This window comes from Olleya sp. HaHaR_3_96 (assembly GCF_019278545.1).
In the GTDB taxonomy this organism is placed as follows: domain Bacteria; phylum Bacteroidota; class Bacteroidia; order Flavobacteriales; family Flavobacteriaceae; genus Olleya.
The window spans coordinates 2206267-2233046 of the sequence record NZ_CP058987.1 but is presented as its reverse complement, the minus strand read 5'-3'; the positions used below and the strand labels follow the sequence as shown (position 1 = coordinate 2233046).

Genomic DNA, 26780 nt, shown 5'->3' with positions numbered 1-26780 from the left:
ATTTAACGGTTTACACCTTGACTATTAATCCAACGCACATACTCATTTTTATTAGCATTGTGTTGACTTAAGGTCCTAGCGAATTTATGATATCCAAAGTTTTTTACATTAGCTACAAAATAGTAATAGTCATGACTTTCTGAGTTCAATACAGCATCAATAGCAGATACATCTGGCATCGTAATTGGTCCTGGAGGAATACCTCCGTATTTATAAGTATTATATGGCGAGTCAATTTCTAAATCTTTATATAACACTCGTTTTATAATTTGGTCAAAATCGTTCTCCTTTAATTTTTTAGAATAGATAACTGTTGGGTCTGCTTGTAGTGGCATTCCTTTTTTTATTCTGTTTAAATAAACCCCTGCTACTCTAGGTCTTTCATCTACTTTAGCCGTTTCTTTTTGGACGATAGAGGCAATAGTCACAATTTCATTTACTGATAAGTCTAATGCTTTACGTTTAGCCTGACGTGAGTCATTCCAAAAACGGTAGTATTCCTTTAACATTTTATCTCTAAAACCGTTTGCCGATGTATTCCAAAACACTTCATAACTATTAGGCACATACATATTTAAAACCGTTTGTTCCGTAAATTTATTGGTGTCTAAAAAGGCTTTATCGGTCATGGCTTTTAAAAGCGTTACACTATCAGGTTCTATTTGTTGTGCGATACGTCCTGCCAAGTTTTGAATACGCTCTTGGTTATTAAAACTTAGCTTAATAGGGATATTTTTACTTCTAATAGAATTAATAATATCGTTATTACTCATGTTTTTAGTAATAGCAAAACGTCCTGCTTTAATATTGGTTGTATATTTTTTACGTTGTGCTAACGCATCAAAACTATCAATATCTTTTAGTAAAGGGACCAACTGTGCTCTAACTTGATCATAACTTGCATTTGTAGGTACATAAATATAAGCCTCTTCATTATTAAACGCTGTATTTTCTTTAAACATGGCGCCATAAACAAAGTATGCAAAGTATGCTGCAACCACTATTCCGATTAAAGCAATTGCTAATAAAATTTTTTTAATATACATCTGTGTTAATTAATTGAAATAAATATTCGTTTTTGTAAATTCCGTTTATAAAATTCCAGTCTTTTTTAAGACCAATTTCCATAAATCCTTGACTTTTAAATAATGCTAAACTTGCGGTATTATCGGCACTGATATTACAATATAATTGATGTAAATCTAAATGTTTAAAACAATATTTGGTTAATAGTTCTAACGCTTCTTTACCATGCCCTTTTTGTCTGTTTTCTGTATCTCTTACTAAAATACCAATCCCTGCGCGTCTGTTTTTAAAGTCAAAATCAAAAACATCTATCATTCCAATAGCTTGATGCTTATAATTACAAATAACTAAACGTAACTGTTTAACTTCAAAAATATCTTTGTGTGCATGCTCTAGATATTGTTTGATTAAATATTTAGAATAGGGTGTTATGGTATTACTAATCTCCCAAATAGATTCGTCATTCTCTATGTCATGAATAAACGTTAAATCTTCTGGTTCTAACGGTCGCAAATAAGTCTGTTTTCCTTTTAATGTTAGCATGTTATTTCACCTTTAAAAACATAGGTTGCAGGTCCTATTAACATCACTTTTTTATAGGTGTCTCCTACTTTTTCAAATGACACTTTAAGCTGACCACCTTGGACGTTTAAATTAATTTTAGAAGTTGTACTTTCTCCAATCTTATGCATTGCAATAGCAACCGCAGTCACACCTGTACCACAAGATAAAGTTTCATCTTCTACGCCTCTTTCGTAAGTTCTAACCGTATACGAATCCTCGTTATTTTTTTCTACAAAATTAACATTAGTTCCTTCGGCATTATAAGGCTGACCGTATCTTATTTTTTCTCCTTCTGCTTTAACATCAAACGTTGCCAAGTCTTTGACAAACTGTACATGATGTGGTGAGCCTGTATCCAAAAACTGATGGGTATCAAAAGTAGTAATAGTGTCTACATCCTTCATTTGTAGATGTACCAAATTATCTTCGATTTTAGCAAAGTGCATACCGTCTATCGCTGCAAAAGTGGTCTGGTTAGTCATCAGCTGCAAAAATTCCGCGAAAGCGACAATACAACGTCCTCCATTACCACACATGGTACTTTCATTTCCGTCCGCATTATAATAGACCATTTTAAAGTCTGCTTTAGGATGGTTTTCTAATAGAATTAAACCATCAGCGCCTACTCCAAATTTACGATCGCATAAAAAGGCAACCAATTTGGTATTGTTTTTGTCGAACTCATTTTGTCTATTATCGATCATGACAAAGTCATTACCGGTTCCTTGATATTTATAAAAAGTCAATGTCATTGGTCTCAAAAATTGAAGCACAAATATAAGTTTTTTCAGTTGTTAAAACGCCGTTAAAGTTGAAATAGGCATTCAATATTTAATTAATTTTAATCGTTATCTAATTAAATCTAAACTAAGTATTATATGAAGAAGATGTTAACTCTGGTTTTAGTTTCGGTATTAGGAGGTGCAATTACTCTAGGAACATACAAAACCTTTCTTGAAAAAGATGAACAGCAAATTGCAAATACAACTACTCAGGAAACTCCTGATTTTTTACCAACTAATTATAAAACAACACCGACGACTTTAGCTGCTGCTGAGGGCATTAGTTTTACAGCTGCTGCCGATAAAACAGTACACGCTGTCGTCCATGTTAAAAACGTTGCTTTAAATAGCGCGCAACCTACATTACAAGATTTATTTTATGGTCGTGTACCACAAAAAAGACAGCTAGGTACAGGAAGTGGTGTAATTATATCTCCCGATGGTTATATAATTACTAATAATCATGTTATTGAAGATTCTGAAGCATTAAGCATTACATTAAATGATAACAGAACTCTAAATGCAAAAATTATTGGTACAGACCCAAAAACTGATATTGCGTTATTAAAAGTTGATACAGAGGACCAATTACCGTATGCTACTTTTGGTGATAGTGATACCGCTAAAATTGGAGAATGGGTTCTAGCGGTCGGTAATCCGTTTAATTTAACCTCTACAGTCACCGCAGGTATTATTAGTGCAAAATCAAGAGATTTAAGTGGCAGAAGCACACAGTCTTTTATACAAACTGACGCTGCTGTAAATCCGGGGAATTCTGGTGGTGCTTTAGTCAATACAGCTGGAGAACTTATTGGTATCAACACCGCTATTACCTCTCAAACAGGATCGTACATTGGCTACTCTTTTGCCGTACCAAGTAATATTGCAAAAAAAGTAATACAAGATATTATGGAGTTTGGTAATGTGCAAAATGGAATCCTAGGTGTCATTGGAGGCTCTTTAAATAGTGCTTCCGCAGAAAAACTTGGTGTTGCAGAAACAGAAGGTTTTTATGTGGATGATGTAGAAGAAGACACTGGCGCATCAGAAGCGGGTATAAAAAGTGGTGATATCATTAAAATGATTGATAATATTAAAATTAAAAAATTTAGTGACCTTAGGGGATTTTTAGATACTAAACGTCCTAACGATATTGTTAATGTCACAGTATTGCGTGATGGTATTAGAAAAGAATTGGCAGTAACGTTACTTAAAAATAACACTTATATATTACCTGTTATCGGGGTAATTAAAAATGCTAAACCTGAAGACTTAAAAAAGTATAACACTAAAAATGGTGTAAAAATCACAAAGGTTAATGGGACTTATGGTCAATATTTACAAGCAGAAGGCATTCAAGAAGGTGATATTATTACTGCCATAAATAATATTAAAGTGAATAGTGTTGAGGAAGTAGACACGATAATAAAAAACAGAGACACCTATCAACCATTAAGTATCGAATTAATAAACTCTAAAGGAGAAACCAATCGCTATGGTTTAAGATAATCATAGACTAAACGTTTTCTAAAAGCCCTTAATTTTAAAAATTAAGGGCTTTTAAATTTTTACACTTTTTGCTTTACGAAATCGTTTGAAATCTATACTTTTGCCGAAATTTACATACTAAATTAACAACACACTAAATAATTTAAAATGTCCATTAACGAAACTTACGAAAACGAATTAGCCTTTCAAGCAGACAGACGAAGAGCTACAGTCGAATTTATTAAAATTGTTAGCGATTTATGGTATGACAAGTCTATCGAGTTGGTCCTTTTTAGAAACCAATTAATAGATAGAAATGTCTCTCAAATTCTAAACCTTCATGAATATGCTGGTGAATTTGTTCAAAAACCAATTTCGATTTTTGATTCTGTAGAGATTGCGCAAGCCATCCAAACGCTAGACGTACCTCCTGCTAAACTTGATATTGGTAAATTGACTTACGAGTATCATTTAGAAGAAAAAAAATACAGTAACGCTTTAGCTTTTGTGGCTAACCAACTTAAAGGTGCTAATAAAACTAAAGATATCAAACCTAAAGATGTCGTGCTTTATGGCTTTGGACGTATTGGACGTTTAGTTGCTAGAGAGTTAATGACACGCACAGGAAAAGGAAGTCAACTCCGTTTACGCGCCATTGTTACACGCGGTAAATTGGATGCGACTGTTTTAGAAAAACGTGCGGCTTTATTACGTAATGACTCGGTACACGGTGACTTTTCTGGAACCGTAACTACGGATTTAAAAAATGAAGCCTTAATAATTAATGGTACTACCGTTAAAATTATTAATGCTAACCAACCAGAAGACATCGATTATACGAAGTATGGTATTAATAATGCATTAATTATTGATAACACAGGTGTTTTTAGAGATAAAGAAGCGTTAACACGATTAAAAAAATCTCCAGGCGCGGACAAAGTACTATTAACTGCACCAGGAAAAGGAATTCCAAATATTGTTTATGGTGTTAATCACCTAGAAAATGATCCTGACAAAATCGATATTTTTTCTGCAGCTTCTTGTACGACCAATGCTATTACGCCTATTTTAAAAGCAATGGAAGATACTTACGGTGTAAAAAGTGGACATTTAGAAACCATTCATGCGTATACTAACGACCAAAATTTAGTCGATAATTTCCATAGTAAATACCGTCGTGGTCGTGCAGCAGCATTAAACATGGTAATTACAGAAACTGGAGCAGGAAAAGCAGTGTCTAAAGCCTTACCAAGTTTTGAAGGTAAATTAACCTCTAACGCTATTCGTGTCCCTGTACCAAACGGATCTTTAGCTATTTTAAATTTAGAATTAGACTCTGAAACTACTGTAGAGCATATCAATACAACTATTAAAAAATATGCTTTAGAAGGTGATTTAGTAGAACAAATCAAGTATGAAATGAGTGATGAATTAGTGTCAACAGACATTATTGGTAGCTCTGCGCCTTCAATATTTGATAGTAAAGCAACCATCGTTAGAACAGATGGTAAAAATGCAATCTTATATGTATGGTATGATAATGAGTATGGTTACAGCCACCAAGTCATTAGATTAGCAAAATATATTGCTAAAGTAAGACGTTTTACATATTACTAACATCCAAATTTTAATTAGTAACGTATATAGTAAAAGCCTCACAATTGTGAGGCTTTTTGTTATATTTTTAGCCTAAAAGCAATCCTTTTTTTATATTTTCGCAAAGCGAAAGACAACAAAATAATGACCATGCGTAAAACAAATTATCTATTAGTTACCATTTTTATTTTTCTATTTTCATTTACCATTTCTGCTCAAACAGAAACGACGGAAGATGATAAATTATCTTTAGATTCCGGAACATTAGAAAGCCAGTTTGAATATCTTACTAAAAAATCAAATAACTGGAGAGATCAGCGTGGACATTCGTTTGAAGTTATAAGAAATGAATGGATTGCAAAACTAAAATCACACACCTTAGACTCGCTTAAAGTGTTAAGAAAAGAATTACTTGACACGCAAAACAAAGTCACCTCTCAAAGTCAAGAAGTAGAACAACTTAAAAGCAGTTTAAGCAACACTAAAACTAATTTAGAACAAACTAATCAAGAAAAAGACAGTATGTCTTTATTTGGCTTGCAAATGAGCAAAGGTGGATACAACACTTTACTTTGGTCAATCATAGGTGGTTTATTAGCCTTTCTATTCTTCTTTATTTATAGATTTAAAAACAGTAATGCGATCACTAAAGAAGCAAGATTAAGACTTAACGAAACAGAAGAAGAATTTGAAGAACACAGGCGTAATGCTTTAGAGCGTGAGCAAAAAGTGAGACGTCAACTTCAAGACGAACTTAATAAAAATAGAAATAGCTAATTAAGGCTTTTTCAACACTTATAAAATCAATTAAAATCTGTAAATTCACGTTTACAGATTTTTTTTTTATGACTATAATTCAAGCCAATCTTTCTCACCTAGATCACATGGCGTCTTTATTTGATGAATATCGCGTGTTTTACCGGCAAGATTCAGATTTAGAGGCGGCCAAAACATTTATAAAGACCCGATTAGAAAAAGAAGACACTATCATTTTACTTGCTTACGCAGAAGATAAGCCTGTAGGGTTTTCACAATTATTTCATACCTTCTCAAGTGTCAGTATGCAACCCTTATTTATACTTAATGATTTGTTTGTTAACGAAAGCTACAGAAAACAAGGCTTTGGCGTAGCCCTTTTAAACAAATCAAAAAACCTGTGTAAAACGTATCATTATAAAGGTATTGCCTTACAAACCGAAACGACTAATCCTGCCCAAGAACTTTATGAAAGTCAAGGATGGCTATTAGATAAAGCACTGCAATACTTTTGGTCGAATCAATAGACAAAAAAAAGTGCAATCATAATGATTGCACTTTTTTAATACGCTTGCATAATAACTAAAGCTATACCTTAGTTAAAGTTTTTTTACATTGCCCCCCACTCTTTTAAAGACGCTTTATTCATCTTTACGTAATCAGCATTTTCTGCTTTGTCAGCATATTCTAAAGATAATTTAGCGGCTTTAATCGCTTCTTTTTTATTTCCCGCTTTAGCATGGATTAAAGACTGTTGACGTAACCACCAAAATTTAGGCTCTGCTTTAGTCATATCAATCGCTTTATCAATCCAAACTGCTGCTTGCTTAATATCTTTTCCTGATTCTAAGTAGTAACGTGCAGATGCATAATAGTTATCAGCGCTTGGTCCATTCATTATTTTAGAAATAGCATCAGTAACCGTTGCGTCTGTTGGCACTCCGATTGTAACATCAACCATTGTATTTTCCCATAGTAAACTTAATACTGCAGAATCGTTAGTTAAGTTATCAAATGTAAATGTAAACGTTTCAATATCCATTGGTAAAGTCGTTGCTTTAACAGATACCTTAGCTGCTACTTTAGAATCGTCCCATGTTTTAGGCGTTCCCCAGTTTTCTGTATCAGAATAAAACATTACTTCCCAATTTCCAGCATTAGGTTTAGTAAAAATAGCATAAGACCCCGCTTTTAAAGTATTATCTCCAATAGTAACAGCAGTACTAAAAGTAATAATTGTATTTTTATTTGCTCCCGTTCTCCATACTTTACCGTAAGGTACTAAGTTTCCAAAAATGGCACGACCTCTCATTGATGGTCTAGAATACTCTAAAGTCACATCTGTTAATCCTACCTTTTGTTCTACTTTTTGAGAAGGACTCGGCTGCGGTGTTTCTATTTGCGCATTAACAGCAAAAGAGACTGTTAACACCATAATAAGTGTAAATAATTTTTTCATGGTTGAATTTTTTTAATAATTAATATATGTTGTAAAATTACATATAAGTAATAGTTTGTTTGTTAATAAAAGCTTAAAATAAGCCTAATAAATTGTCATAATCAAACTATTAATCGTAATATTGCGTTATACTAATTAAACAAGAACTAATGGGGTTAATTAAAACTGAAAAATTCACAGATTCACAAAATCAAATTGCACGTTTTTCAAAAGCATTTGGACATCCGGCACGGGTTGCTATTATTCAACATCTGTTTAAAATAGACACTTGCGTTTGTGGTGATTTAGTTGAAGAAATCGGATTGGCACAGCCCACTATTTCTCAACATTTAAAAGAACTTAAAAATCTCGATTTAATACAAGGTACTATTGAAGGTACCAGTGTATGTTATTGTATTAACAAAGCTAATTGGACTGCAATGAAAACCGTTTTAAATGGATTTTTAAACAACGACGTTAATAGCAATACGTGTTGCTAAACTTATATTATTAATTGTACTAACACATTAAATTATGACACTTTCAGAAATAAAAACACACTTATCACAGCTAGACACTATTTCATTTACACTACCTGATGGTAGTCTAGTACCAAATCATTTTCATGTAACAGAAGTTGGTAAAGTCACCAAGCATTTTGTCGATTGCGGTGGTACTGTAAGAGAAGAAAAAAAGGTTAATTTTCAGTTATGGAATGCAGAGGATTATGATCACAGGCTTCATCCTGAAAAGCTAGTTAAAATTATAGAATTATCAGAAGACATCTTTAATCTTCAAGATTTAGAGATTGAAGTAGAATATCAAGGCGAGCAAACCATTCAAAAGTTTGGTTTAAGTTTTGAAAACAATTCCTTCCAACTAACCTCTTTAGTTACCGACTGTTTAGCTAAAGATAAATGTGGTATTCCAGAACCAAAACAAAAATTACAATTTTCAGAAATTAAACCAGGAGATACTTGTACTCCAGGCTCTGGATGTTGTTAACATGACAATTATAAACATAGATAAAACTAACTTTTCAAAAGTGCAGCACATATACCAGCAAGGTATACTATCAGGTGCTGCAACTTTTGAAACGGAAGTTCCTGATTGGCACTATTGGGACATTAACCATTTACCTTATGGCCGAATTATAGCTAAAAACAAGACTCATTTTTTAGGTTGGGCCGCATTAAGTGCTGTATCCAAAAGAAAAGTATATGCTGGTGTTGCAGAAGTAAGCGTATATGTGGATGCACAATTTAGAGGGCAAAACGTTGGTGATTTTTTACTTAAAAAATTGATAGAAATCAGTGAGAAAAATAACATCTGGACCTTGCAATCTGGAATAATGAGAGCTAACACTCCCAGCCTTAAGCTACATAAAAATAATGACTTTAGAATTATTGGTTACAAAGAAAAAATCGGGCAGCTCAACGGTATTTGGTTAGATAATATTATTTTAGAAAGACGAAGTCATACTGTTGGTTTATAAATTTTTAAAACACACAACAGATTACTAATCAGTAGTTTTTATGCAGTACTTTACTCCTAACTGACACTAAAAAGACAGCACTTGCACAAAGTCCTGTTAAATTTTGTTTAGCTTTAATCTTATATCGTTAAACATTTTGTATCTTTATGCTACTAAACTTTATAGTAATGGCAAAAAAGAAAAACATAAGTAACAACGACATCATTTCATTTTACATGGATTATGTCCTAGAACATAATGAACAACCAAAATCTGTCTACGCCTTTGCGAAACACAATAATTTTGAGGAATCTAAATTTTACGAACATTTTGGTACTTTTGAAGCTGTAGAAAAAGGAATCTTCAAAGCCTTTTTTGACAATACACACAAAGCTTTAGAGACCAGTGAAGAGTATGCGCATTTTGAACCAAGAAACAAACTCCTAAGCTTCTACTTCACCTTTTTTGAAAATTTAACAGCTAACAGAAGCTATGTCGTTTATGCCTTACATAAACATAAGAATAGTCTTAAAGGTTTTGCTGCATTATCCGAATTAAAAGGACGATTTACACATTACATAAAAGATTTAGGAATTGATTTAATTGACGTTAAACAAGAACAGCTTAATAAAATTCAAGACAGAGGTCTTACCGAAACTGCTTGGTTACAATTATTATTAACCATCAAATTTTGGATGGATGACACGTCTTCGTATTTCGAAAAAACAGACATTTTCATCGAAAAATCAGTTAATACAAGTTTTGACATCTTAAATATAGTCCCTTTAAAAAGTTTAATTGACTTTGGAAAATTCATCTTCAAAGAAAAGATTCAAATGAAATCTTAAAACCATGTTATTCAAAGCATCCCATAGATGCTCAACTTCTATATAATAATGTACTGACCCTATGTTATTATATAAATCTAAAACATAGAACTATTGAAAACGATAGACAAAATACCGACATCAAAACTTACCAGAGCCACTAAAATGGTGACTACTGGTGCTAAAGTTGGCGTAAATTATTTAAAATATTACGGTGATAAGCTCACAAAAACCGAAGAAGAAGCCAAAGCTCGACTTAACGAAAACAACGCCGAAGATATCTACGATGGTTTAAAACAGCTTAAAGGAAGTGCCTTAAAAGTAGCGCAAATGTTAAGCATGGAAAAAAGTCTTTTGCCACAAGCTTATGTCGAAAAATTTTCTTTGGCACAATTTTCTGTCCCACCTTTATCAGCACCTCTAGTTAGCAAAACCTTTAAAAAGTATTTTGGAAAACTACCGAGTGAAATCTATGATACATTCAATTTACACTCCGTTAATGCCGCTAGCATTGGTCAAGTACATTTAGCTGAAAAAGATGGCAAAAAACTAGCCGTTAAAATTCAATACCCAGGTGTTGCAGATAGCATCGCTTCAGATTTAGCTATGGTAAAACCTATTGCCATTAAAATGTTTAATATTAAAGGAACCGATTCTGATAAATACTTCCAAGAAGTAGAAAATAAACTAGTAGAAGAAACCAACTACATCTTAGAAGTAGAACAAAGTAAGGCTATAGTTGCGGCCTGTAAACATATTCCTAATTTAAAATTCCCTAATTACTACGAAGCACTGTCTTCAGAGCGTATTATAACTATGGATTGGATGGAAGGCGAACACCTTTCAGAATTCACAGCCTATAACACCAATCAAACTAAAGCTAACCAATTAGGACAAGCCCTTTGGGATTTTTATATGTACCAAATGCATGTTGTAAAAAAAGTGCACGCTGATCCACACCCAGGTAATTTTTTAGTGTCTAAAAGCGGTGATTTAATTGCTTTAGATTTTGGTTGCATGAAAGAAGTCCCCTTAGATTTTTATGTGCCTTATTTTGAATTGGCAAAACCAGAAGTTATAGGAAACACTAAATTGTTTACCGCTAAAATGTATGAGTTAGAAATCTTAAGAGCAGATGACACACAAGAGGAATTAGATTTTTTCTCAGCCATGTTTCATGAATTATTAAGCCTATTTACTAAACCCTTTCATTCTGAACACTTTGATTTTTCTGACCCTGAATTTTTTAATGCCATTTCAGAAATGGGACAACGCTACAGTAAAAGCACAGAACTTAGAAAAATGAATGGCAATAGAGGCTCAAAACACTTTATTTATATCAATAGAACCTTTTTTGGACTCTATAATTTAATGTTTGATTTAAAAGCAAAAGACGTTTCAATCAATAATTACAAAACTTTATAGATGCCATATTTTAGTAAAAACCAAATACAAGAGCTAGAGCATTTGTATAAAATAAATCTAGTAAACAGTTGCTCTGGTTTTAAAAGCGCCAATTTAATTGGTACAAAATCTACTGATGGACAAGAAAACGTTGCTGTTTTTAGTTCCGTAACACATATCGGAAGCAGTCCTCCTCTACTTGGCTTTTTTTGCAGACCTACAACTGTGACTCGACATACGTATGATAATATAAAAGCTACAGGGGTTTACACCATCAATCATATCCATTTAGATAATTTTGAAGACGCACATCATACCTCAGCTAAATACGACCAATCGATTTCAGAATTTGATAAGACGACTCTAGAATCTGAATACAAAGCTAATTGTGACGCTCCTTTTGTTAAGGGCGCTCCAATTCAATTAGAAATGAAATTTATTGAAGACTATCTTATCAAAGCTAACGACACTATTTTAGTCATCGGAGAAATTCAAGGCTTATATATTAATGGTGATATATTAGAAGACGATGGGTTTATAAACTTATCTAAAGCTAATATTGCTACCATTAATGGTTTAGACGGTTACGCAATACCTAGGTTAGAAAAACGCTTAGATTACCAAAGACCTAGAAAATAAATAAAAAGTATAGAAATGGTTTGAAATGAAAACAAATTATTTCAGGAAGAAAGTCCCGAATTTTGACATAATCGAAATCATCAATTTGGAGAAATAAAGAGTAAAGAAACGTAACTGCGAAGCAAAGCTTCAAGCATAAAGTTTCGAGAACGAATGTTCCGCAGGAATTTCCTCAAATTGATTTGAATTTTTAGTACGTTTTGTTTCAAGAGAAAATAAACAGAAATAAATAAAATTACATAAACTAAAACCAAACCCATGAGAATATTAGTAACAGGAGCCACAGGTTACATTGGTAAGCGTATTATCCCGTTACTATTGGAGCAAGGACACACCGTAGTTTGTGCGGTGCGTGGAAAATTACGTACGGAACGCAAATATGCTGAAGAAGATAATTTACATGTTATTGAAGCCGATTTTCTAAAACCGCAAACCTTAGTTAATATTCCTAAAGATATTGATGCTGCTTATTACCTGATTCATTCAATGTCAAATTCAGTAGATCAATTTCATCAGATGGAAGAAGATTGCGCTGTTAATTTCAAAAGCTACATTGAAACCACTTCTGTCAAACAAGTTATTTATTTAAGCGGCATTACAAACGACACCAAATTATCCAAACATTTACTATCCAGAAAAAATGTCGAAACCACATTACAGTCTAACCATTACGCATTAACCGTTTTTAAAGCCGGGATAATTGTTGGTTCTGGAAGTGCAAGTTTTGAAATCATCCGAGATTTAGTCGAAAAATTACCCGTAATGGTCGCTCCTAAATGGTTAAACACAAAAACACAACCAATAGGCGTTCGCGATGTTTTAGCCTTTTTAACTAAAGGTCTGAATAAAAAAGAATTATTCAATACCTCCCACGATATTTTTGGAACGGAAGTTATGACTTACAAGCAAATGTTGTTAGAATTTGCAGAAATAAGACATCTTAAACGTTACATTTTAACAGTTCCCATCATGACTCCTAAATTGTCAAGCTATTGGTTATATTTTGTAACCTCAACATCCTATAAACTTGCATCCTCACTTGTAAACAGTATGGGTATTGAAATTATTGGAACAAAAAGCAATATTAATACCCTGATAGACATTACGCCAATGTCTTATAAGCAGGCAGTAGAATTTGCTTTTGTAAAAATTGAAGGAAACGAAATCATCTCCAGTTGGAAAGATGCTTTTATTAGTAGTCGGACAAAAAAACAAGCCTCTACTAAATACTTAAAAGTACCAAAGCACGGTTGCTTTAAAGATATTAAGGAATTAAACGTTTTAGACGAGCAACGCACTTTAGATAAAATCTGGGCTATCGGTGGAGAAAATGGATGGTATTATGGTACTTTTTTATGGAAAATAAGAGGCTATTTAGACAAACTGTTTGGCGGTATTGGACTAAGACGCGGACGTACCAATAAAACGGATATCAAAACAGGTGATGCTTTAGACTTCTGGCGCGTGTTACTAGCTGATAAAGAGCAGAAAAGATTAATTCTTTTTGCCGAAATGAAACTCCCCGGAGAGGCTTGGCTAGAATTTCATGTTGCTAAAGGTAAAGTCTATCAAAGGGCTACCTTCAGACCTCGAGGTTTAGCAGGACGCTTATATTGGTACAGTGTATTACCTTTTCATGGCTTTATCTTTAAAGGCATGATCAAAAAACTAGCGAATGCCTAAATCTATTAAAAAAGAAAACTTACCAACTAAAATCTGTCCCACATGTGCGCTTCCTTTTACCTGGCGTAAAAAATGGGAAAAGAACTGGGAACATGTAAAATATTGTAGTGATAAATGCAGACAAAACAAGACGAAAACGCCTTAATTTGGTTTACAAACAACTTAAGAATCCATGATAATAGTGCCCTTAAAAAGGCAATTAAAAATAGTAATCAGACTATAGGACTTTATTGTTTTGATCCTCGCCAATTTGAAACCTCAACTTTTGGGTTTAAAAAGACTGAAAATTATAGAGCTCAATTTTTAATTGAAACTATTACAGATTTAAAACAGCAACTTAATACGCTTAACATTCCATTGTTCGTTTACACTGAAAAACCAGAACATTGCATTCCTGCTCTAATTAAAAATCAAACTATTACTAACATTTATCTTCAGAAAGAATGGACAGACGAAGCGGTGTTTGTTTTAAATGAAGTTAAAAAAAAATGTCCACAATCAGTTTCATTTATTGAAAGCTATGATCAGTTTCTATTTCATCCAGAAGATATTCAGTTTAACACCGAAACATTACCAAAAGTCTTTAACGTATTTAGAAAGCAACTAGAAAACCAATGCACAGTGAGACCTTTAACACGTATTGACTCTCAAATATCTGAATTAAAAACAATAAAAAACAACACTGAAATTCCAATTTTAGAAGATTTAGGATTACGTCAGATTAATAGACATGTAAATACCGCGTTCCCTTTTAAAGGTGGAGAAACAGAAGCATTAAAAAGGTTACACTCTTATTTTTTTGAAACTAAAAAACTAGGCGTTTATAAAAAGACTAGAAACGGATTAATTGGTACTGATTTCAGTTCTAAATTTTCTCCTTGGCTGGCTAACGGGAGCTTATCGGCTAAACAGATATTTTACGAAGTCAACCGTTTTGAAAAAGAGCACTTTAAAAATGAATCCACGTATTGGTTACTCTTTGAATTGCTTTGGCGTGACTACTTTAAATACGTGTCCTTAAAGCACGGTAATGACATTTTCAAACTAGGAGGCATCTTAAATAAAAACTATGATTGGTCTCAAGATTCCATTAAAATTAAGCAATGGATAGACGGAAAAACGGACGAGCCTTTTGTAAATGCTAATATGCTGGAGTTAAAAAAAACAGGTTGGATGAGTAATCGGGGACGCCAAAATGTCGCCAGTTATTTTGCTAAAACACTACAATTAGATTGGCGTATTGGCGCAAGCTATTTTGAAAGTCTACTGATAGATTACGATGTCCACAGTAACTATGGAAACTGGATGTATGTTGCAGGAGTCGGTAATGATCCTAGAGATAGAAAGTTTAATGTAAAACTACAAGCAGAACGGTATGATACCAATGGAAAATATCAACGTTTATGGTTACAAGATACACTGTTTTAATAATCGTCAATTCTAATGATTTGTTAAGTACGAGCAAAATGTATTAAAAACCACATTACAAAAGCACTTCGACTGCGCTCAGTGTGACATCAAAGAACAAACCTAAATTAAAATACCACTGTCAGTCTGAGCGCAGTCGAAGACCGTAATAAAAACAATACTAAACTAGCACTTCGACTGCGCTCAGTTTGACATCAAAGAACAAACCTAAATTAAAACACCTCTGTCAGTCTGAGCGCAGTCGAAGACCGTAATAAAAACAATACTAAACTAGCACTTCGACTGCGCTCAGTGTGACACAACAAAACAAACACAAATTAAAATACCACTGTCAGTCTGAACGCAGTCGAAGACCGTAATAAAAGCAGTACTAAACCAGCACTTCGACTGCGCTCAGTACGACATAATAAAAGAAACACAAATTAAAATACCACTATCAGTCTGAGCGCAATCGAAGACCATAATAAAATCAATACTAAATAAGCACTTCGACTGCGCTCAGTGTGACATAACAGAACAAACACAAATTAAAATACCTCTGTCAGTCTGAGCGCAGTCGAAGACCGTAATAAAAACAATACTAAACTAGCACTTCGACTGCGCTCAGTGTGACATAACAATACAAAACTAAATTAAAATACCACTGTCAGTCTGAGCGCAGTCGAAGACCATAATAAAATCAATACTAAACGAGCACTTCGACTGCGCTCAGTGTGACATAACAAACATAAATTAAAATACCACTGTCAGTCTGAGCGCAGTCGAAGACCGTAATAAAAACAATACTAAACTAGCACTTCGACTGCGCTCAGTGTGACACAACAGAACAAACATGAATTAAAATACCACTGTCAGTCTGAGCGCAGTCGAAGACCATAATAAAAACAATACTAAACTAGCACTTCGACTGCGCTCAGTGTGACATAACAGAACAAACACAAATTAAAACACCTCTGTCAGTCTGAGCGCAGTCGAAGACCATAATAAAAACAATACTAAATAAGCACTTCGACTACGCTCAGTGTGACACAACAGAACAAATAAAACTAATCATTGAAAACACTAAGACTAATACTAGGCGACCAATTGAACAGCAAACATAGCTGGTACAAAGACAATGCAGAAAATATCGTGTATTGCCTATTTGAAATGCGTCAAGAAACCGATTATGTTACACATCACATCCAAAAAGTAATTGGCTTTTTTGCTGCCATGCGCGATTTTGGTCAGCATTTAAAAGAGGAAGGATTTACTGTCCATTACTTAAAACTAGACGACCGTAAAAACACGCAAAATTTAATCGCCAATCTTCAGTTATTAATTCAGGAATATAACATTGATAAATTTGAATACCAATTACCCGACGAATACCGTTTAGACGAGCAATTATCAGAATTTTGTAACGCCCTAACTATTGATTCAGAAGCATTTTCAACAGAGCATTTTTATACCAAACGTCAGGATTTAAAACAGTTTTTTAAAGGTAAAAAGCAATACCTGATGGAAAATTTTTATCGTGATATGCGAAAGAAGCATGATATCTTAATGGTCGCGGGACAACCTGAAGGTGGACAATGGAATTACGATAAAAGTAATCGCAATAAATGGAAAGGAAACCATCCTATTCCGCCATATAAATATTATAAAAACGACGTCTCTGATATCGCACAAATGTTAGACCAACAATCCGTAAAAACGATTGGGAAATTTGACACTAAAACATTCAGTTATCCAATAAATAGAACACAAGCATTAGATCAACTTAAGTATTTTTGTGAGCAATTATTGATTCACTTTGGAGATTACCAAGACGCTATGCATACGGATCAAGTGTATTTATTCCATTCTAGAGTATCGTTTGCTATGAATATCAAACTGATTTCTCCTAAAAATATCGTCGATACGGTTCTAAATTATTGGAGAAAACATGGTGAAGATATTAATATCAGTCAAGTAGAAGGATTTATTAGACAAATTATTGGCTGGAGAGAATATATGCGTGGTATGTACTGGGCTTTGATGCCAGACTACAAATCTTTAAACCACTTAGAAAACACAAATCCATTACCAGAATTCTATTGGACCGGAAACACCAAAATGAATTGCCTAAAACAGGCTATTAATAATAGTTTAGATAATGGTTACGCGCATCATATCCAGCGTTTAATGGTTACAGGTAATTTTGCATTATTGGCACAAATACATCCAGACGAAGTTGATGCTTGGTATTTAGGAATTTATGTAGACGCTATCCAGTGGGTACAATTACCAAATACAAGAGGGATGAGTCAGTTTGCGGACGGTGGAAAAATAGCAACAAAACCGTATGTCTCAAGTGGAAGCTATATTAATAAAATGAGTAATTACTGTGATATTTGTTATTACAATAAAAAAGAAAAATTAGGTGATACAGCCTGTCCTTTTAATAGTTTGTATTGGAATTTTCTAGATGACAAACGCAAGCAACTAGGGAATAACTTTAGAATGAAAATGATGTACAGTTTATTAGATAAAATGGACAGCGAACAGTTGAGTAGCATTAAAGAAAGAGCGCAAAAAATTATTGAAAATCCAGATAATTTTTAAAAGCAAATAAAAATAACAGGATGGATTGATAGCACAAAATAGTGATAAAATAATGAAACAAAATTTAAGTATAGTATGGCTAAAAAGAGACCTTCGACTAACTGACAACGAAGCGATTACTAATGCCATAAATACTAAACAACGTGTACTCCTACTCTATGTTTTTGAAGATTTTTTATCTAACGATAACCATTACAGTCAGCGTCACTGGGATTTTGTAAAACAATCCTTAGAGGATTTAAATTTACGTTTACTAGCATTTGATTCTAAAGTTTTAATAGTTAAAAGCACTATAACTGCACTAATTAAACATATAAATAACACGTATAACGTCACACACATTTTTTCGCATAAAGAAACAGGTATCCATGCTACTTTTCAAAGAGATATCGCTTTCGCTGAATTTTGTAAGCATCAAAACATTATTTGGACAGAAAACGACAACAATGGTGTCCAACGCGGACTAAGCAACCGAGAGACATGGTACCAAAACTGGGACCACTACATGATGCAGGCCGAGTTTCGGTTTCATCCCAAACCTGAGCAATTACTAACTTACCAACAGATTGATGCACTAGAAACTGAACAACACATAATTTCCGTGAAAACGGTAAACAATACGACCTTCCAAAAAGGAGGCACCACGACAGCCTTTAAATACATGCAATCCTTTTATAATGGGCGTTATAAAAACTACATGTTCCATATCTCAAAACCACTAGAAGCCAGAACAGGTTGCAGTAGATTGTCACCTTATATTGCCTGGGGCAACCTATCCGTAAAACAAGCTATTAACGGCGCGTCAGATGTTGTAAAACATACACAACATAAACGTCATTTAAATGCCTTTGTATCACGTTTACGTTGGCAAGCACACTTTATTCAGAAATTTGAAATGGAACATCAAATGGAATTTAAAAGTATCAATAAAGGGTATCACCAATTACAGAAACCAGTTAACCTAGAGTTTCAAAAGGCATGGAAAACGGGACAAACAGGCTTTCCACTGGTAGATGCTTGCATGCGCTGTTTACAAGAAACAGGTTACTTAAATTTTAGAATGCGCGCTTTAGTCGTTTCCTTTTTTACACACAATTTATGGCAACCTTGGCAAGATATGAGTGCCCATTTGGCGAGTTTATTTTTAGATTTCGAGCCAGGAATCCACTATCCGCAAATACAAATGCAAGCCGGAGAAACGGGCATAAACACGTTACGCATATATAACCCTATAAAAAACAGTATAGAACATGACCCTAAGGGGGACTTTATAAAAAAATGGGTGCCAGAATTAGCAAACTTGGATCCCGCTTTTATCCATAACCCAAGTGAGCTATCTTATTTTGACCAACAGTTAACAGGGTTTGAGTTAGGTACAGATTACCCTTTTCCTATTATTGACGAAAAACAAACTAGAAAACAGGCTAGCGACCTACTTTGGAGCTTAAAAGACAATCCTTTAGTCAAAAAAGAAAGTTATCGTATTTTACGACGACATACATTAAGTGACAGAAATAGAATGCTTAATAACCAATAAGTTACTTCTATTTTAATATAGAGAAATCTAATACGTTAAATATTGTTTAACGTATATTTAAAAAGGTTAAACATTTTGTATATTTGATTCAATAATCAAAATAAACGCTATTGTTACTAAACACAACGCATACCAGTAAAGCAAATAAAGACCGCATTAATAATCTTGTTGGCCCATCGTTTACTCTACTTGAATCTATAAAATTAAGAGGTATTGGGTCTAAGCGCATGGTGGTTGATAAAGTTAGTCCAAACATGGCATCAATTTTGAATGTGGTTAGTGATACTAATTATGGAAATATCGAGTTAAGACCAAAGGGTGTTTTAATACACGTCACAAAAGGTTTACAAAACTTTACTTGGGCTATACCGTATTACCAATTAGTCGTTTACAAAACCGATGGGTCTAGTATCCATGCTAACGGAAAGTTTATACACTTTAGAAACGATAAAACATTTAAGGAGAATAAAGCCTTTTTTGATAAACTGATGAATGAAAAGATAAAATATGACGAACAATTTAATTTTTCGCCTAATTAAATGAAGCACGAATTTACAACAGAAGCATTGGATCGGATTATTGAAATGGCTTGGGAAGATCGTACGACTTTTGATGCTATTAAATTTCAGTTTGGCATTAAAGAACAAGACGTTATAGATATTATGCGACGCGAGATGAAACTTAGTAGTTTTAAAATGTGGCGTAAAAGAGTACAAGGAAGACACACTAAACATAGTAAAAAAAGACCCTTTGAAGACGGACGTTTTAAATGTTCTAGACAAAAACAAATTACACACAATAAAATATCTAAACGTTAGATAGTATAAAAACTGCTTTGATTTGGTCTGTTAAACCAAATACAGCATTAAAAAGAGCACATGAACAAAGCACACACATTGACGGAAGAAAATAACAACAACCTAAACGGTATTACTATTGATGATATAGGAGACGACCATCTCTACACAGGTTTAAAAACACCAATGAAAGCGGATGCTTTCAAGCTTTCTGATACAGAAAAAAAAGAAAGAATTGCGATACTTTTTGAAGAAATAATGGACGTTATTGGTTTGGATTTAACGGACGATTCATTAAAAGGCACACCAAAAAGAGTGGCTAAAATGTACATTGATGAAATATTTTCTGGATTAAACCCCGAAAATAAGCCAAAAATTGCGTTATTTGACAACAAATACCAGTACAATCAAATGTTGGTGGAGAAAAATATTACTTTCTACTCCAACTGCGAGCATCACTTTGTACCCATTATAGGTAAAGCTCATGTAGCTTATATTTCTTCAGGGAAAGTTATAGGCTTATCTAAATTAAATAGAATTGTACAGTATTATGCTAAACGTCCTCAGGTACAAGAACGCTTAACAAACCAAATAGCAGAAGAGCTAAAAGCCACATTAAAAACAGATGATGTAGCTGTAATAATTGATGCCAAACACTTATGTGTATCGTCACGAGGTATCAAAGATGAATCTTCTGCAACAGTGACGACTTTTTATGGTGGACAATTTAATACACCAGAAAAAATAGCCGAATTACAAAATTATTTAAAAGAGTAGCATTATGAGTATCGTAGACAAAGCAATAGAATTTTCAGAAAGAAAGCACAAGTTTATTACAACCAGCGATCGTATTCTTGCTTCAAGAGAAGCGAAGGATTTAATTCTTGGTGTTAATGAGCTTTACAAGGAAAACAAAGATCCAAAATTAATGGATATTATGAAGGCCTTAACTGTGATTAAACAGAAAATTGAAAAGCGATTAAAAGGAAGACCATCTGCAGCATAAGCTGTAGACAACTATCTAAATTACATATTAAGTGGTATTAATTAATAAGAGCAATCTTGTTGATACCACTTTTTTTATACCTAAAATCTAAAAAAAGCATGAAAAATTTAGTAATCATTGGAGGTAGTAAAGGTATTGGAAAAGCCATTACACAAACGTTTTTAAACACACATAAAGTCACTAATATAAGTCGCACCGCACCAGACTTTACTCATGACAACTTAACACATTACACGTGTGATGTATTAACGGAAGACCTACCAGAACTAGAAGAAGTAGATACATTAATTTATTGTCCTGGTAGCATAAACTTAAAACCCATAACACGATTAAAATTAGACGACTTTAGAGCTGATTTTGAAATTAACGTCATAGGTGCAGTAAAAGCAATTCAACACTATTTAGCACCATTAAAAAAAGGACACCAACCCGCTATTGTATTATTTAGTACAGTAGCAACAAAATTAGGAATGCCCTTTCATGCTAGCGTAGCTGCTTCTAAAAGCGCAGTAGAAGGTCTTATTAAATCTGTTGGAGCAGAACTAGCACCAACGGTTAGAATTAATGGTATTGCCCCCACTGTTACGGACACCACTTTAGCCTCTAAATTACTACGTAACGAGAAAATGATTGAAAACATCACTGAACGTCACCCTCTTAAAAAGTTTTTAAACCCACAAGAAGTTGCCGATATGGCTCAGTTTTTAACCTCAGAAAAAGCAGCTTCAATCTCTGGACAAATTTTTGAAATGGATTGTGGTATTGTTAGTTTTAAAATATAAATTTATGAATCCATTTAAAGCCTTTGTTGCTACCCTATTCTCTAAAAACACCGTTGCTATAGATTTGAATACGCTACCAAGTATTTATGATATTACGATTAATAACTTACAAGGTAAACCTATCGATTTAAAAACCTTTAAAGGCAAACATATCCTATTTGTTAATGTGGCTTCAAAATGTGGATTTACACCACAATATAAAGCACTACAAGAGTTACAAGAAAACTATAGCGAGACACTGACCGTCATTGGTGTACCTTGTAATCAATTTGGAAGTCAAGAACCTGGTACTGCAGATGCTATTGAAGTCTTTTGTGAGGTCAATTATGGTGTTTCTTTTTTAATTACAGAAAAAATAGAGGTCAAAGGAAAACAGCAACACCCTTTATATGCCTGGTTAACTAAAGCTAGCAAAAATGGTAAAAGTAGTTCTTCTGTAAAATGGAATTTCCAAAAGTATATGGTCAGTCCAGACGGTAAATTATTAGACTACTTCTACTCTACAACAACGCCTAATAGTTCTAAAATTATTAAATATTTAAAATGAAGTTATTAAAACCATTAGTTTTCTTTTTATGTATCAACTTCGGGAGTTTAGCACTTGGAAGTTATCTCATGGGTAATGGTCCATCATCCGATTGGTACACCAATTTAAATCGCGCACCTTGGACGCCTCCAGGTTGGGTTTTTGGAGCAGCATGGACCGTAATAATGATTTGCTTCTCTTTTTATTTAGCCTATTTATTTAATAAAAGTAATACACTAAACCTTAAACTAATCTTTGTATTACAGGTCTTTTTAAACAGTATTTGGAACTTTCTGTTTTTTAATCAACACCTTGTTTTATTAGGCTTAATAGTCATTAGCAGTTTAACTCTGGTCATTTTCTATTACTTTTTTAAGTATAAAAAAATTCTAAACAATATCAGTTATTTACTTCTACCTTATATGGTATGGCTATTAATTGCGACGTCACTAAATGCATACATTTTATTAAATAATTAGACCCTAGTTATGAAAATATACCGATTACATAAAAAACAAAATTTACCAATTACAAAAGCACAAGCTTGGGCCTTTTTGTCTGACCCTAAAAATTTAAAAACGATAACTCCAGAATACATGGGATTTAACATTTTATCCGGAGCGGATAGACCAATGTTTGCAGGACAAATTATTCAATATATTGTCACACCTGTCTTAGGCATCAAAACTAAATGGGTAACTGAGATTACACATACTAAAGAAGGCGAATATTTTGTTGACGAGCAGCGCTTTGGTCCTTACGCTTTGTGGCACCACAAACATTTTATAAATGAAATTGATGGCGGTGTAGAGATGGAAGACATCATTGATTATAAACTCCCTATGGGTATTTTAGGGCAACTAATGCACCCTATAATAGTAAAACCTAAATTAGAAGAAATTTTTAATTATAGAACACATAAATTAGAACAACTTTTTGGAAAGTATTAATACATGAAAACACCTGTAAATATATTTTGGTTTAGACGCGATTTAAGATTAGATGATAATGTTGGCTTTTATAATGCCCTAAACTCTGAACATCCTGTACTCCCTATTTTTATTTTTGATCCAAATATTTTAGAACAACTTCCTGAAGACGATGCACGCGTTACTTTTATATTTGAAACGCTTCAAAAGACGCGTCGTACACTTCAAGATAAACATGATAGTAGTATTGCTATATTTTACGGCACACCCGAAAGCACTTTTAAGACGTTAGCAGAAGACTATACTATTGCTACCGTTTTTACCAATCATGATTATGAACCGTATGCTACTACACGTGATTCTGAAATTAAAGCACAACTTTTAGAACAAAACATACAACTAAAAACGTTTAAAGATCAGGTGATCTTTGAAAAAGATGAGGTTGTAAAAAAAGATGGCAAACCGTATATGGTTTACACACCCTACATGCGCCTTTGGAAAGCAACCTTTAAAGCGCAAGAATTAAAAATATACGACACAGCGCCTATCCTAAATAACTTAGTCTCCGACTCCAAATTACCAAACGTTACTATAACAGACATCGGTTTTATACCAGCCACTCAAAATATAGAAGATTACACGGTAACCCCAGCTTTAATTCAAAATTATGAAGCCACTCGAAATTTTCCAGCAAAAGATACAACATCCAAATTAGGCCCTCATTTACGTTTCGGGACGGTCAGTATTAGGAAAATGGTAAAAAAGGCTATTGCCGAAAAAAATGAGATATTCTGGCAAGAGTTAATTTGGCGCGAGTTTTTTATGCAAATCTTATGGCATTTTCCGCATACCTATAAAGATGCTTTTAAAGCGAAGTACGACCGAATTGAATGGCGAAATAACGACGTCGAGTTTAAAGCTTGGTGCGAAGGTAAAACAGGATACCCATTAGTTGATGCCGGTATGCGACAGCTTAATCAAACTGGTTTTATGCATAATCGCATCCGTATGTTAGTCGGTAGTTTTTTATGTAAGCACTTACTAATTGATTGGCGTTGGGGAGAAGCCTATTTTGCAGAAAAACTACATGATTTTGACCTGTCTAGCAATGTGGGTAATTGGCAATGGGTTGCTGGTTCTGGTGTTGATGCGTCTCCTTATTTCAGAATTTTTAATCCTACAACACAGATTGATAAGTTTGATAAACAACATGATTATATAAACCAATGGGTACCAGATTATCAAGAATTAACCTATCCGCAACCCATAGTAGATCATAAAGAAGCTAGAGAACGTTGCTTAAAAGTATACAAAGCAGCCGTTAGTTAAAAACCGAAATCAGGAACAAAACTTCCTCATATCCCGTAATATTAAGGGGATATTTAGTACTTTAGTCACCATATAACTAGTTATGTGCAAGCCGCAAATATGAACATAGAACAAAAATTAGAATATATAAAGAGTACTGTCTATCACGAACTTGGACACTTGACTGGATATTGTTTAGCAAGTAAATTCGAAGACACAGATTTAGGGAATGTCAAAACATTTGAAATAGGCTTTCCGAAAAATATTGTTGTTCCTGCAAAATCATTTTACCACGTTGAACATGATTTATTAAAAGAACAAGAACGAATAAAAAAAGAAACTGAAAATATTCCAAGAACAATTGCTTGGTTTATCGAGGTAATTTCTGGTTGTACTTTTCAATCTATTGTTGAAAAAAAACATTTCAAAAGTTGTTTTGGACCTACAAACAATTTCAATGGGTATTTAGATTTCAGTAATTTAGCGATTGTTAGAAATGTATCCAGTTTCTATTGGAACTTTGACGAACTTCAAGAACTACAAAGTGAACTCTTAAAAACTTTAATTGACAGTGAATTTGTTCAAAAGTTAGAACCAATAGTACAAAAGTTGCTTGATGGAATTAAATCAGCACCTTTACTTCAATTAAAATTGAAACCATCCGAGATTGAAAATTTAACTAATCAGATTAATGAAATTATTCCGATAAAATTATTAACTGATTATAAGGAAATAGTCAATAAATACACGTTTACATTTTCTAAAAAAGCGGACTTTATTGCTGAACTAAAATACAGAACAACGGAAGAAGGTGGAAGAACTACAAATGTACATTCCGGATATAGGCCAACTATTAAATTTGACTTTTCAGATTTACAAACATCAGGAAGTCAAAGATTTATAAGACGTAATTTTGCTATGCCTGGAGAAACAGTTGTTGCGGAAATTAATGTTGCATCAACTGACTTTTTAACAAATAAACTCGAAAAAGGAACAGTATTCGACTTTAGAGAAGGTTCTCGCATTATAGGTTTTGGAACAGTAATAAAAGTAGTTAATGAAGATTTGGAATTAGGAAAAGCCAGCACATAACAAAGTACTGTGTTAAAAAACAAGTAAAATGTCATTAATTTTTCACTAACGTACTTTTATATTCTTTATCAAATATTAACCCTGATTTAGCAATAGCAAATGCCTGTTTTAATAGCTTATTACAAACCGCTATTAAGGCTAATTTTTTACTTTTTCCTTTGGCCACTAATCGCTCATAAATTGCTTTACATGCTTTGTTGTATTTACAAGCGCTAAAACTACACATAAACAATAAATTTCTAAGTTTTTGATTGCCCATTTTACTAATTCGTGGTCGCCCTTTTACACTACTACCACTTTGCCTAATCACGGGAGTTAATCCAGCATAACTACACAGTTCACTTGCGCTAGAAAAACGTTCAAATCCACCTGTTAAAACGATGAGCATAATAGCTGTTTTTCTACCAATTCCTGGTATCGTTTTTATACGCGTAAATAAATCTTTATGCGTCTCTTTTACCAAATGCAATAAACGTGCTTCTAAGTTTTCTAGCTCTTTTTCAGTGTGTTTTAAACTACGCTTTAATGATCTTACAACAGCTTTACTTGGTTCTCCCAAAACGGCTTCACCATGTAGTTTGTTTTTTAACATTGTGCATTGCTTTGTATACACCGTAAGGGTTCTGGTGATTTGAAGACACTCTTGCACTTCCTTAGAGCTACCCTTCCATAACGTTAATTCTACATGTTGCGCATAGTCACAAATTAGTTTAGAGTCACTTTTGTCTGTCTTGATTTTAGACAGCCTCATCTGGATAAAACGTTTAACTGACAATGGATTTTCTACTGATACTTTATGACCATTTTCAAATAAATAATAAGCCAACTGATAATGGTAATAACCTGTAGGCTCCATTACAGAATGACTATTAATATCTAACAGCTTTACATACTTTTTAAAGCCTGAAATATTATTTTTAAACTGGTAATAATTCCCTTCGGAATCTGTAACATCAAATACTAAATGACTGATGTCAAGTCCAAAATATTTTATATCTTTATTCATAACAAAGTGTTTTTTGAAAGGACATACTACGCGAGTTTCAACGACTTAAAATCGAGGTCTAAAAGCCTCACAGAACTGTACGAAATCTGGGTAGAAAAAGAGAGGG

The 26780-nt window shown here is 33.5% G+C and carries 30 protein-coding genes; 25 read left to right on the top strand and 5 right to left on the bottom strand.

The genetic code is table 11. From position 1 onward, the window contains the following. Window positions 1-2: 2 nt before the first annotated feature. Genes mltG through dapF form a run of 3 tightly spaced genes read right to left on the bottom strand, consistent with a single transcriptional unit; the run spans window position 3 to window position 2342 of the window. Window positions 3-1046 carry an endolytic transglycosylase MltG gene (mltG, locus tag H0I26_RS09765; RefSeq protein ID WP_218697879.1) on the bottom strand — a complete coding sequence of 348 codons (1044 nt, stop codon included), beginning with the start codon at window positions 1044-1046 and terminating at the stop codon, window positions 3-5. Continuing rightward, window positions 1036-1569, bottom strand: a complete 534-nt coding sequence (locus tag H0I26_RS09760; protein ID WP_218697877.1) for a GNAT family N-acetyltransferase — start codon at window positions 1567-1569, stop codon at window positions 1036-1038. The genes mltG and H0I26_RS09760 overlap by 11 nt, the downstream gene beginning before the upstream one ends. Continuing rightward, on the bottom strand, window positions 1563-2342 hold the full coding sequence (gene dapF / locus H0I26_RS09755; RefSeq protein ID WP_218702068.1) for a diaminopimelate epimerase: 780 nt from the start codon (window positions 2340-2342) through the stop codon (window positions 1563-1565). Before dapF ends, H0I26_RS09760 begins: the two co-directional genes overlap by 7 nt. Before the next feature lie 126 nt (window positions 2343-2468). Between dapF and H0I26_RS09750 the strand changes: the two genes are divergently transcribed. The 4 genes from H0I26_RS09750 to H0I26_RS09735 all read left to right on the top strand — a co-directional run bounded on the left by H0I26_RS09750 (window position 2469) and on the right by H0I26_RS09735 (window position 6739). Then, window positions 2469-3881, top strand: coding sequence for a trypsin-like peptidase domain-containing protein (locus tag H0I26_RS09750; protein ID WP_218697876.1), 1413 nt, complete (start codon window positions 2469-2471; stop codon window positions 3879-3881). Window positions 3882-4028: 147 nt separating this feature from the next. Beyond that, complete coding sequence (locus H0I26_RS09745; protein WP_101018119.1) at window positions 4029-5477, top strand: glyceraldehyde-3-phosphate dehydrogenase; 1449 nt, start codon at window positions 4029-4031, stop codon at window positions 5475-5477. A gap of 129 nt (window positions 5478-5606) precedes the next feature. After that, window positions 5607-6233: a tRNA (guanine-N1)-methyltransferase gene (locus tag H0I26_RS09740; protein WP_101020974.1), complete on the top strand. Its 627-nt coding sequence runs from the start codon at window positions 5607-5609 to the stop codon at window positions 6231-6233. Window positions 6234-6301: 68 nt separating this feature from the next. After that, window positions 6302-6739: a GNAT family N-acetyltransferase gene (locus H0I26_RS09735; RefSeq protein WP_218697874.1), complete on the top strand. Its 438-nt coding sequence runs from the start codon at window positions 6302-6304 to the stop codon at window positions 6737-6739. A gap of 83 nt (window positions 6740-6822) precedes the next feature. On the opposite strand, the gene H0I26_RS09730 is transcribed toward H0I26_RS09735, so the two are convergent. Beyond that, window positions 6823-7671 (bottom strand): DUF2911 domain-containing protein, encoded by an 849-nt coding sequence (locus tag H0I26_RS09730; RefSeq protein WP_218697872.1) that lies wholly within the window; start codon window positions 7669-7671, stop codon window positions 6823-6825. 149 nt (window positions 7672-7820) lie between these two features. On the opposite strand from H0I26_RS09730, the gene H0I26_RS09725 reads away from it, so the two are divergent. From H0I26_RS09725 to H0I26_RS09625, 21 genes are all read left to right on the top strand, one after another. Further along, window positions 7821-8150, top strand: a complete 330-nt coding sequence (locus H0I26_RS09725; protein WP_218697871.1) for an ArsR/SmtB family transcription factor — start codon at window positions 7821-7823, stop codon at window positions 8148-8150. A 34-nt stretch (window positions 8151-8184) separates the two neighbouring features. Continuing rightward, window positions 8185-8655: a DUF6428 family protein gene (locus tag H0I26_RS09720; protein WP_218697869.1), complete on the top strand. Its 471-nt coding sequence runs from the start codon at window positions 8185-8187 to the stop codon at window positions 8653-8655. A gap of 40 nt (window positions 8656-8695) precedes the next feature. Further along, window positions 8696-9145, top strand: coding sequence for an N-acetyltransferase family protein (locus H0I26_RS09715; RefSeq protein ID WP_317618180.1), 450 nt, complete (start codon window positions 8696-8698; stop codon window positions 9143-9145). A gap of 167 nt (window positions 9146-9312) precedes the next feature. After that, window positions 9313-9972, top strand: coding sequence for a TetR family transcriptional regulator C-terminal domain-containing protein (locus tag H0I26_RS09710; protein WP_218697865.1), 660 nt, complete (start codon window positions 9313-9315; stop codon window positions 9970-9972). A 93-nt stretch (window positions 9973-10065) separates the two neighbouring features. Continuing rightward, entirely contained in the window at window positions 10066-11376 is a 1311-nt protein-coding gene (locus tag H0I26_RS09705) for an ABC1 kinase family protein (protein WP_218697864.1), read from the top strand. Next, window positions 11377-11994 carry a flavin reductase family protein gene (locus tag H0I26_RS09700; protein WP_218697863.1) on the top strand — a complete coding sequence of 206 codons (618 nt, stop codon included), beginning with the start codon at window positions 11377-11379 and terminating at the stop codon, window positions 11992-11994. A 258-nt stretch (window positions 11995-12252) separates the two neighbouring features. Further along, the gene (locus tag H0I26_RS09695) at window positions 12253-13677 is read left to right on the top strand and encodes an SDR family oxidoreductase (RefSeq protein ID WP_218697861.1); all 1425 of its coding nucleotides are present in this window, start codon (window positions 12253-12255) and stop codon (window positions 13675-13677) included. Continuing rightward, window positions 13670-13822, top strand: coding sequence for a DUF2256 domain-containing protein (locus tag H0I26_RS09690; protein ID WP_218697859.1), 153 nt, complete (start codon window positions 13670-13672; stop codon window positions 13820-13822). The genes H0I26_RS09695 and H0I26_RS09690 overlap by 8 nt, the downstream gene beginning before the upstream one ends. Then, window positions 13792-15105 carry a DASH family cryptochrome gene (locus tag H0I26_RS09685; protein WP_218697857.1) on the top strand — a complete coding sequence of 438 codons (1314 nt, stop codon included), beginning with the start codon at window positions 13792-13794 and terminating at the stop codon, window positions 15103-15105. The genes H0I26_RS09690 and H0I26_RS09685 overlap by 31 nt, the downstream gene beginning before the upstream one ends. Before the next feature lie 1053 nt (window positions 15106-16158). Further along, entirely contained in the window at window positions 16159-17691 is a 1533-nt protein-coding gene (locus H0I26_RS09680; RefSeq protein WP_218697855.1) for a cryptochrome/photolyase family protein, read from the top strand. 52 nt (window positions 17692-17743) lie between these two features. Continuing rightward, on the top strand, window positions 17744-19228 hold the full coding sequence (locus H0I26_RS09675) for a cryptochrome/deoxyribodipyrimidine photo-lyase family protein (RefSeq protein ID WP_218697853.1): 1485 nt from the start codon (window positions 17744-17746) through the stop codon (window positions 19226-19228). Between the two features lie 110 nt (window positions 19229-19338). Continuing rightward, on the top strand, window positions 19339-19767 hold the full coding sequence (locus tag H0I26_RS09670; protein ID WP_218697851.1) for a hypothetical protein: 429 nt from the start codon (window positions 19339-19341) through the stop codon (window positions 19765-19767). Then, window positions 19768-20046: a TIGR03643 family protein gene (locus H0I26_RS09665; RefSeq protein ID WP_218697849.1), complete on the top strand. Its 279-nt coding sequence runs from the start codon at window positions 19768-19770 to the stop codon at window positions 20044-20046. Between the two features lie 60 nt (window positions 20047-20106). After that, window positions 20107-20802, top strand: coding sequence for a GTP cyclohydrolase I FolE (gene folE / locus H0I26_RS09660; protein WP_218697848.1), 696 nt, complete (start codon window positions 20107-20109; stop codon window positions 20800-20802). A gap of 4 nt (window positions 20803-20806) precedes the next feature. Next, window positions 20807-21031, top strand: a complete 225-nt coding sequence (locus H0I26_RS09655; RefSeq protein ID WP_090840613.1) for a hypothetical protein — start codon at window positions 20807-20809, stop codon at window positions 21029-21031. A 98-nt stretch (window positions 21032-21129) separates the two neighbouring features. Further along, window positions 21130-21813, top strand: coding sequence for an SDR family NAD(P)-dependent oxidoreductase (locus tag H0I26_RS09650; protein WP_218697847.1), 684 nt, complete (start codon window positions 21130-21132; stop codon window positions 21811-21813). A gap of 4 nt (window positions 21814-21817) precedes the next feature. Continuing rightward, entirely contained in the window at window positions 21818-22360 is a 543-nt protein-coding gene (locus H0I26_RS09645; protein ID WP_218697846.1) for a glutathione peroxidase, read from the top strand. Then, window positions 22357-22818: a TspO/MBR family protein gene (locus tag H0I26_RS09640; RefSeq protein ID WP_218697845.1), complete on the top strand. Its 462-nt coding sequence runs from the start codon at window positions 22357-22359 to the stop codon at window positions 22816-22818. Before H0I26_RS09645 ends, H0I26_RS09640 begins: the two co-directional genes overlap by 4 nt. 9 nt (window positions 22819-22827) lie before the next feature. Continuing rightward, complete coding sequence (locus H0I26_RS09635) at window positions 22828-23289, top strand: SRPBCC family protein (protein ID WP_218697842.1); 462 nt, start codon at window positions 22828-22830, stop codon at window positions 23287-23289. 3 nt (window positions 23290-23292) lie between these two features. After that, window positions 23293-24597, top strand: coding sequence for a cryptochrome/photolyase family protein (locus H0I26_RS09630; protein WP_218697840.1), 1305 nt, complete (start codon window positions 23293-23295; stop codon window positions 24595-24597). Between the two features lie 99 nt (window positions 24598-24696). After that, window positions 24697-25668, top strand: coding sequence for a hypothetical protein (locus H0I26_RS09625; RefSeq protein WP_218697838.1), 972 nt, complete (start codon window positions 24697-24699; stop codon window positions 25666-25668). A gap of 34 nt (window positions 25669-25702) precedes the next feature. Here the strand turns inward: H0I26_RS09625 and H0I26_RS09620 are convergent, their stop codons facing one another. After that, a complete protein-coding gene (locus H0I26_RS09620) occupies window positions 25703-26674 on the bottom strand; it encodes an IS110 family transposase (protein WP_218697837.1) in 972 nt (323 codons plus the stop codon). Window positions 26675-26780: the final 106 nt, after the last annotated feature.

Bases quoted from the DNA above. Each gene is read 5' to 3' on its own strand.
- H0I26_RS09695 (WP_218697861.1), top strand. From the start codon at position 12,253: ATGAGAATATTAGTAACAGGAGCCACAGGTTACATTGGTAAGCGTATT.
- H0I26_RS09700 (WP_218697863.1), top strand. From the start codon at position 11,377: ATGCCATATTTTAGTAAAAACCAAATACAAGAGCTAGAGCATTTGTAT.
- H0I26_RS09745 (WP_101018119.1), top strand. From the start codon at position 4,029: ATGTCCATTAACGAAACTTACGAAAACGAATTAGCCTTTCAAGCAGAC.
- H0I26_RS09640 (WP_218697845.1), top strand. From the start codon at position 22,357: ATGAAGTTATTAAAACCATTAGTTTTCTTTTTATGTATCAACTTCGGG.
- H0I26_RS09620 (WP_218697837.1), bottom strand. From the start codon at position 26,674: ATGAATAAAGATATAAAATATTTTGGACTTGACATCAGTCATTTAGTA.
- H0I26_RS09625 (WP_218697838.1), top strand. From the start codon at position 24,697: ATGAACATAGAACAAAAATTAGAATATATAAAGAGTACTGTCTATCAC.
- H0I26_RS09650 (WP_218697847.1), top strand. From the start codon at position 21,130: ATGAAAAATTTAGTAATCATTGGAGGTAGTAAAGGTATTGGAAAAGCC.
- H0I26_RS09710 (WP_218697865.1), top strand. From the start codon at position 9,313: ATGGCAAAAAAGAAAAACATAAGTAACAACGACATCATTTCATTTTAC.
- H0I26_RS09630 (WP_218697840.1), top strand. From the start codon at position 23,293: ATGAAAACACCTGTAAATATATTTTGGTTTAGACGCGATTTAAGATTA.
- H0I26_RS09665 (WP_218697849.1), top strand. From the start codon at position 19,768: ATGAAGCACGAATTTACAACAGAAGCATTGGATCGGATTATTGAAATG.
- H0I26_RS09675 (WP_218697853.1), top strand. From the start codon at position 17,744: ATGAAACAAAATTTAAGTATAGTATGGCTAAAAAGAGACCTTCGACTA.
- H0I26_RS09735 (WP_218697874.1), top strand. From the start codon at position 6,302: ATGACTATAATTCAAGCCAATCTTTCTCACCTAGATCACATGGCGTCT.
- H0I26_RS09730 (WP_218697872.1), bottom strand. From the start codon at position 7,671: ATGAAAAAATTATTTACACTTATTATGGTGTTAACAGTCTCTTTTGCT.
- H0I26_RS09720 (WP_218697869.1), top strand. From the start codon at position 8,185: ATGACACTTTCAGAAATAAAAACACACTTATCACAGCTAGACACTATT.
- H0I26_RS09690 (WP_218697859.1), top strand. From the start codon at position 13,670: ATGCCTAAATCTATTAAAAAAGAAAACTTACCAACTAAAATCTGTCCC.
- dapF (WP_218702068.1), bottom strand. From the start codon at position 2,342: ATGACATTGACTTTTTATAAATATCAAGGAACCGGTAATGACTTTGTC.
- H0I26_RS09725 (WP_218697871.1), top strand. From the start codon at position 7,821: ATGGGGTTAATTAAAACTGAAAAATTCACAGATTCACAAAATCAAATT.
- H0I26_RS09750 (WP_218697876.1), top strand. From the start codon at position 2,469: ATGAAGAAGATGTTAACTCTGGTTTTAGTTTCGGTATTAGGAGGTGCA.
- H0I26_RS09635 (WP_218697842.1), top strand. From the start codon at position 22,828: ATGAAAATATACCGATTACATAAAAAACAAAATTTACCAATTACAAAA.
- H0I26_RS09740 (WP_101020974.1), top strand. From the start codon at position 5,607: ATGCGTAAAACAAATTATCTATTAGTTACCATTTTTATTTTTCTATTT.
- mltG (WP_218697879.1), bottom strand. From the start codon at position 1,046: ATGTATATTAAAAAAATTTTATTAGCAATTGCTTTAATCGGAATAGTG.
- H0I26_RS09685 (WP_218697857.1), top strand. From the start codon at position 13,792: ATGCAGACAAAACAAGACGAAAACGCCTTAATTTGGTTTACAAACAAC.
- folE (WP_218697848.1), top strand. From the start codon at position 20,107: ATGAACAAAGCACACACATTGACGGAAGAAAATAACAACAACCTAAAC.
- H0I26_RS09760 (WP_218697877.1), bottom strand. From the start codon at position 1,569: ATGCTAACATTAAAAGGAAAACAGACTTATTTGCGACCGTTAGAACCA.
- H0I26_RS09645 (WP_218697846.1), top strand. From the start codon at position 21,818: ATGAATCCATTTAAAGCCTTTGTTGCTACCCTATTCTCTAAAAACACC.
- H0I26_RS09655 (WP_090840613.1), top strand. From the start codon at position 20,807: ATGAGTATCGTAGACAAAGCAATAGAATTTTCAGAAAGAAAGCACAAG.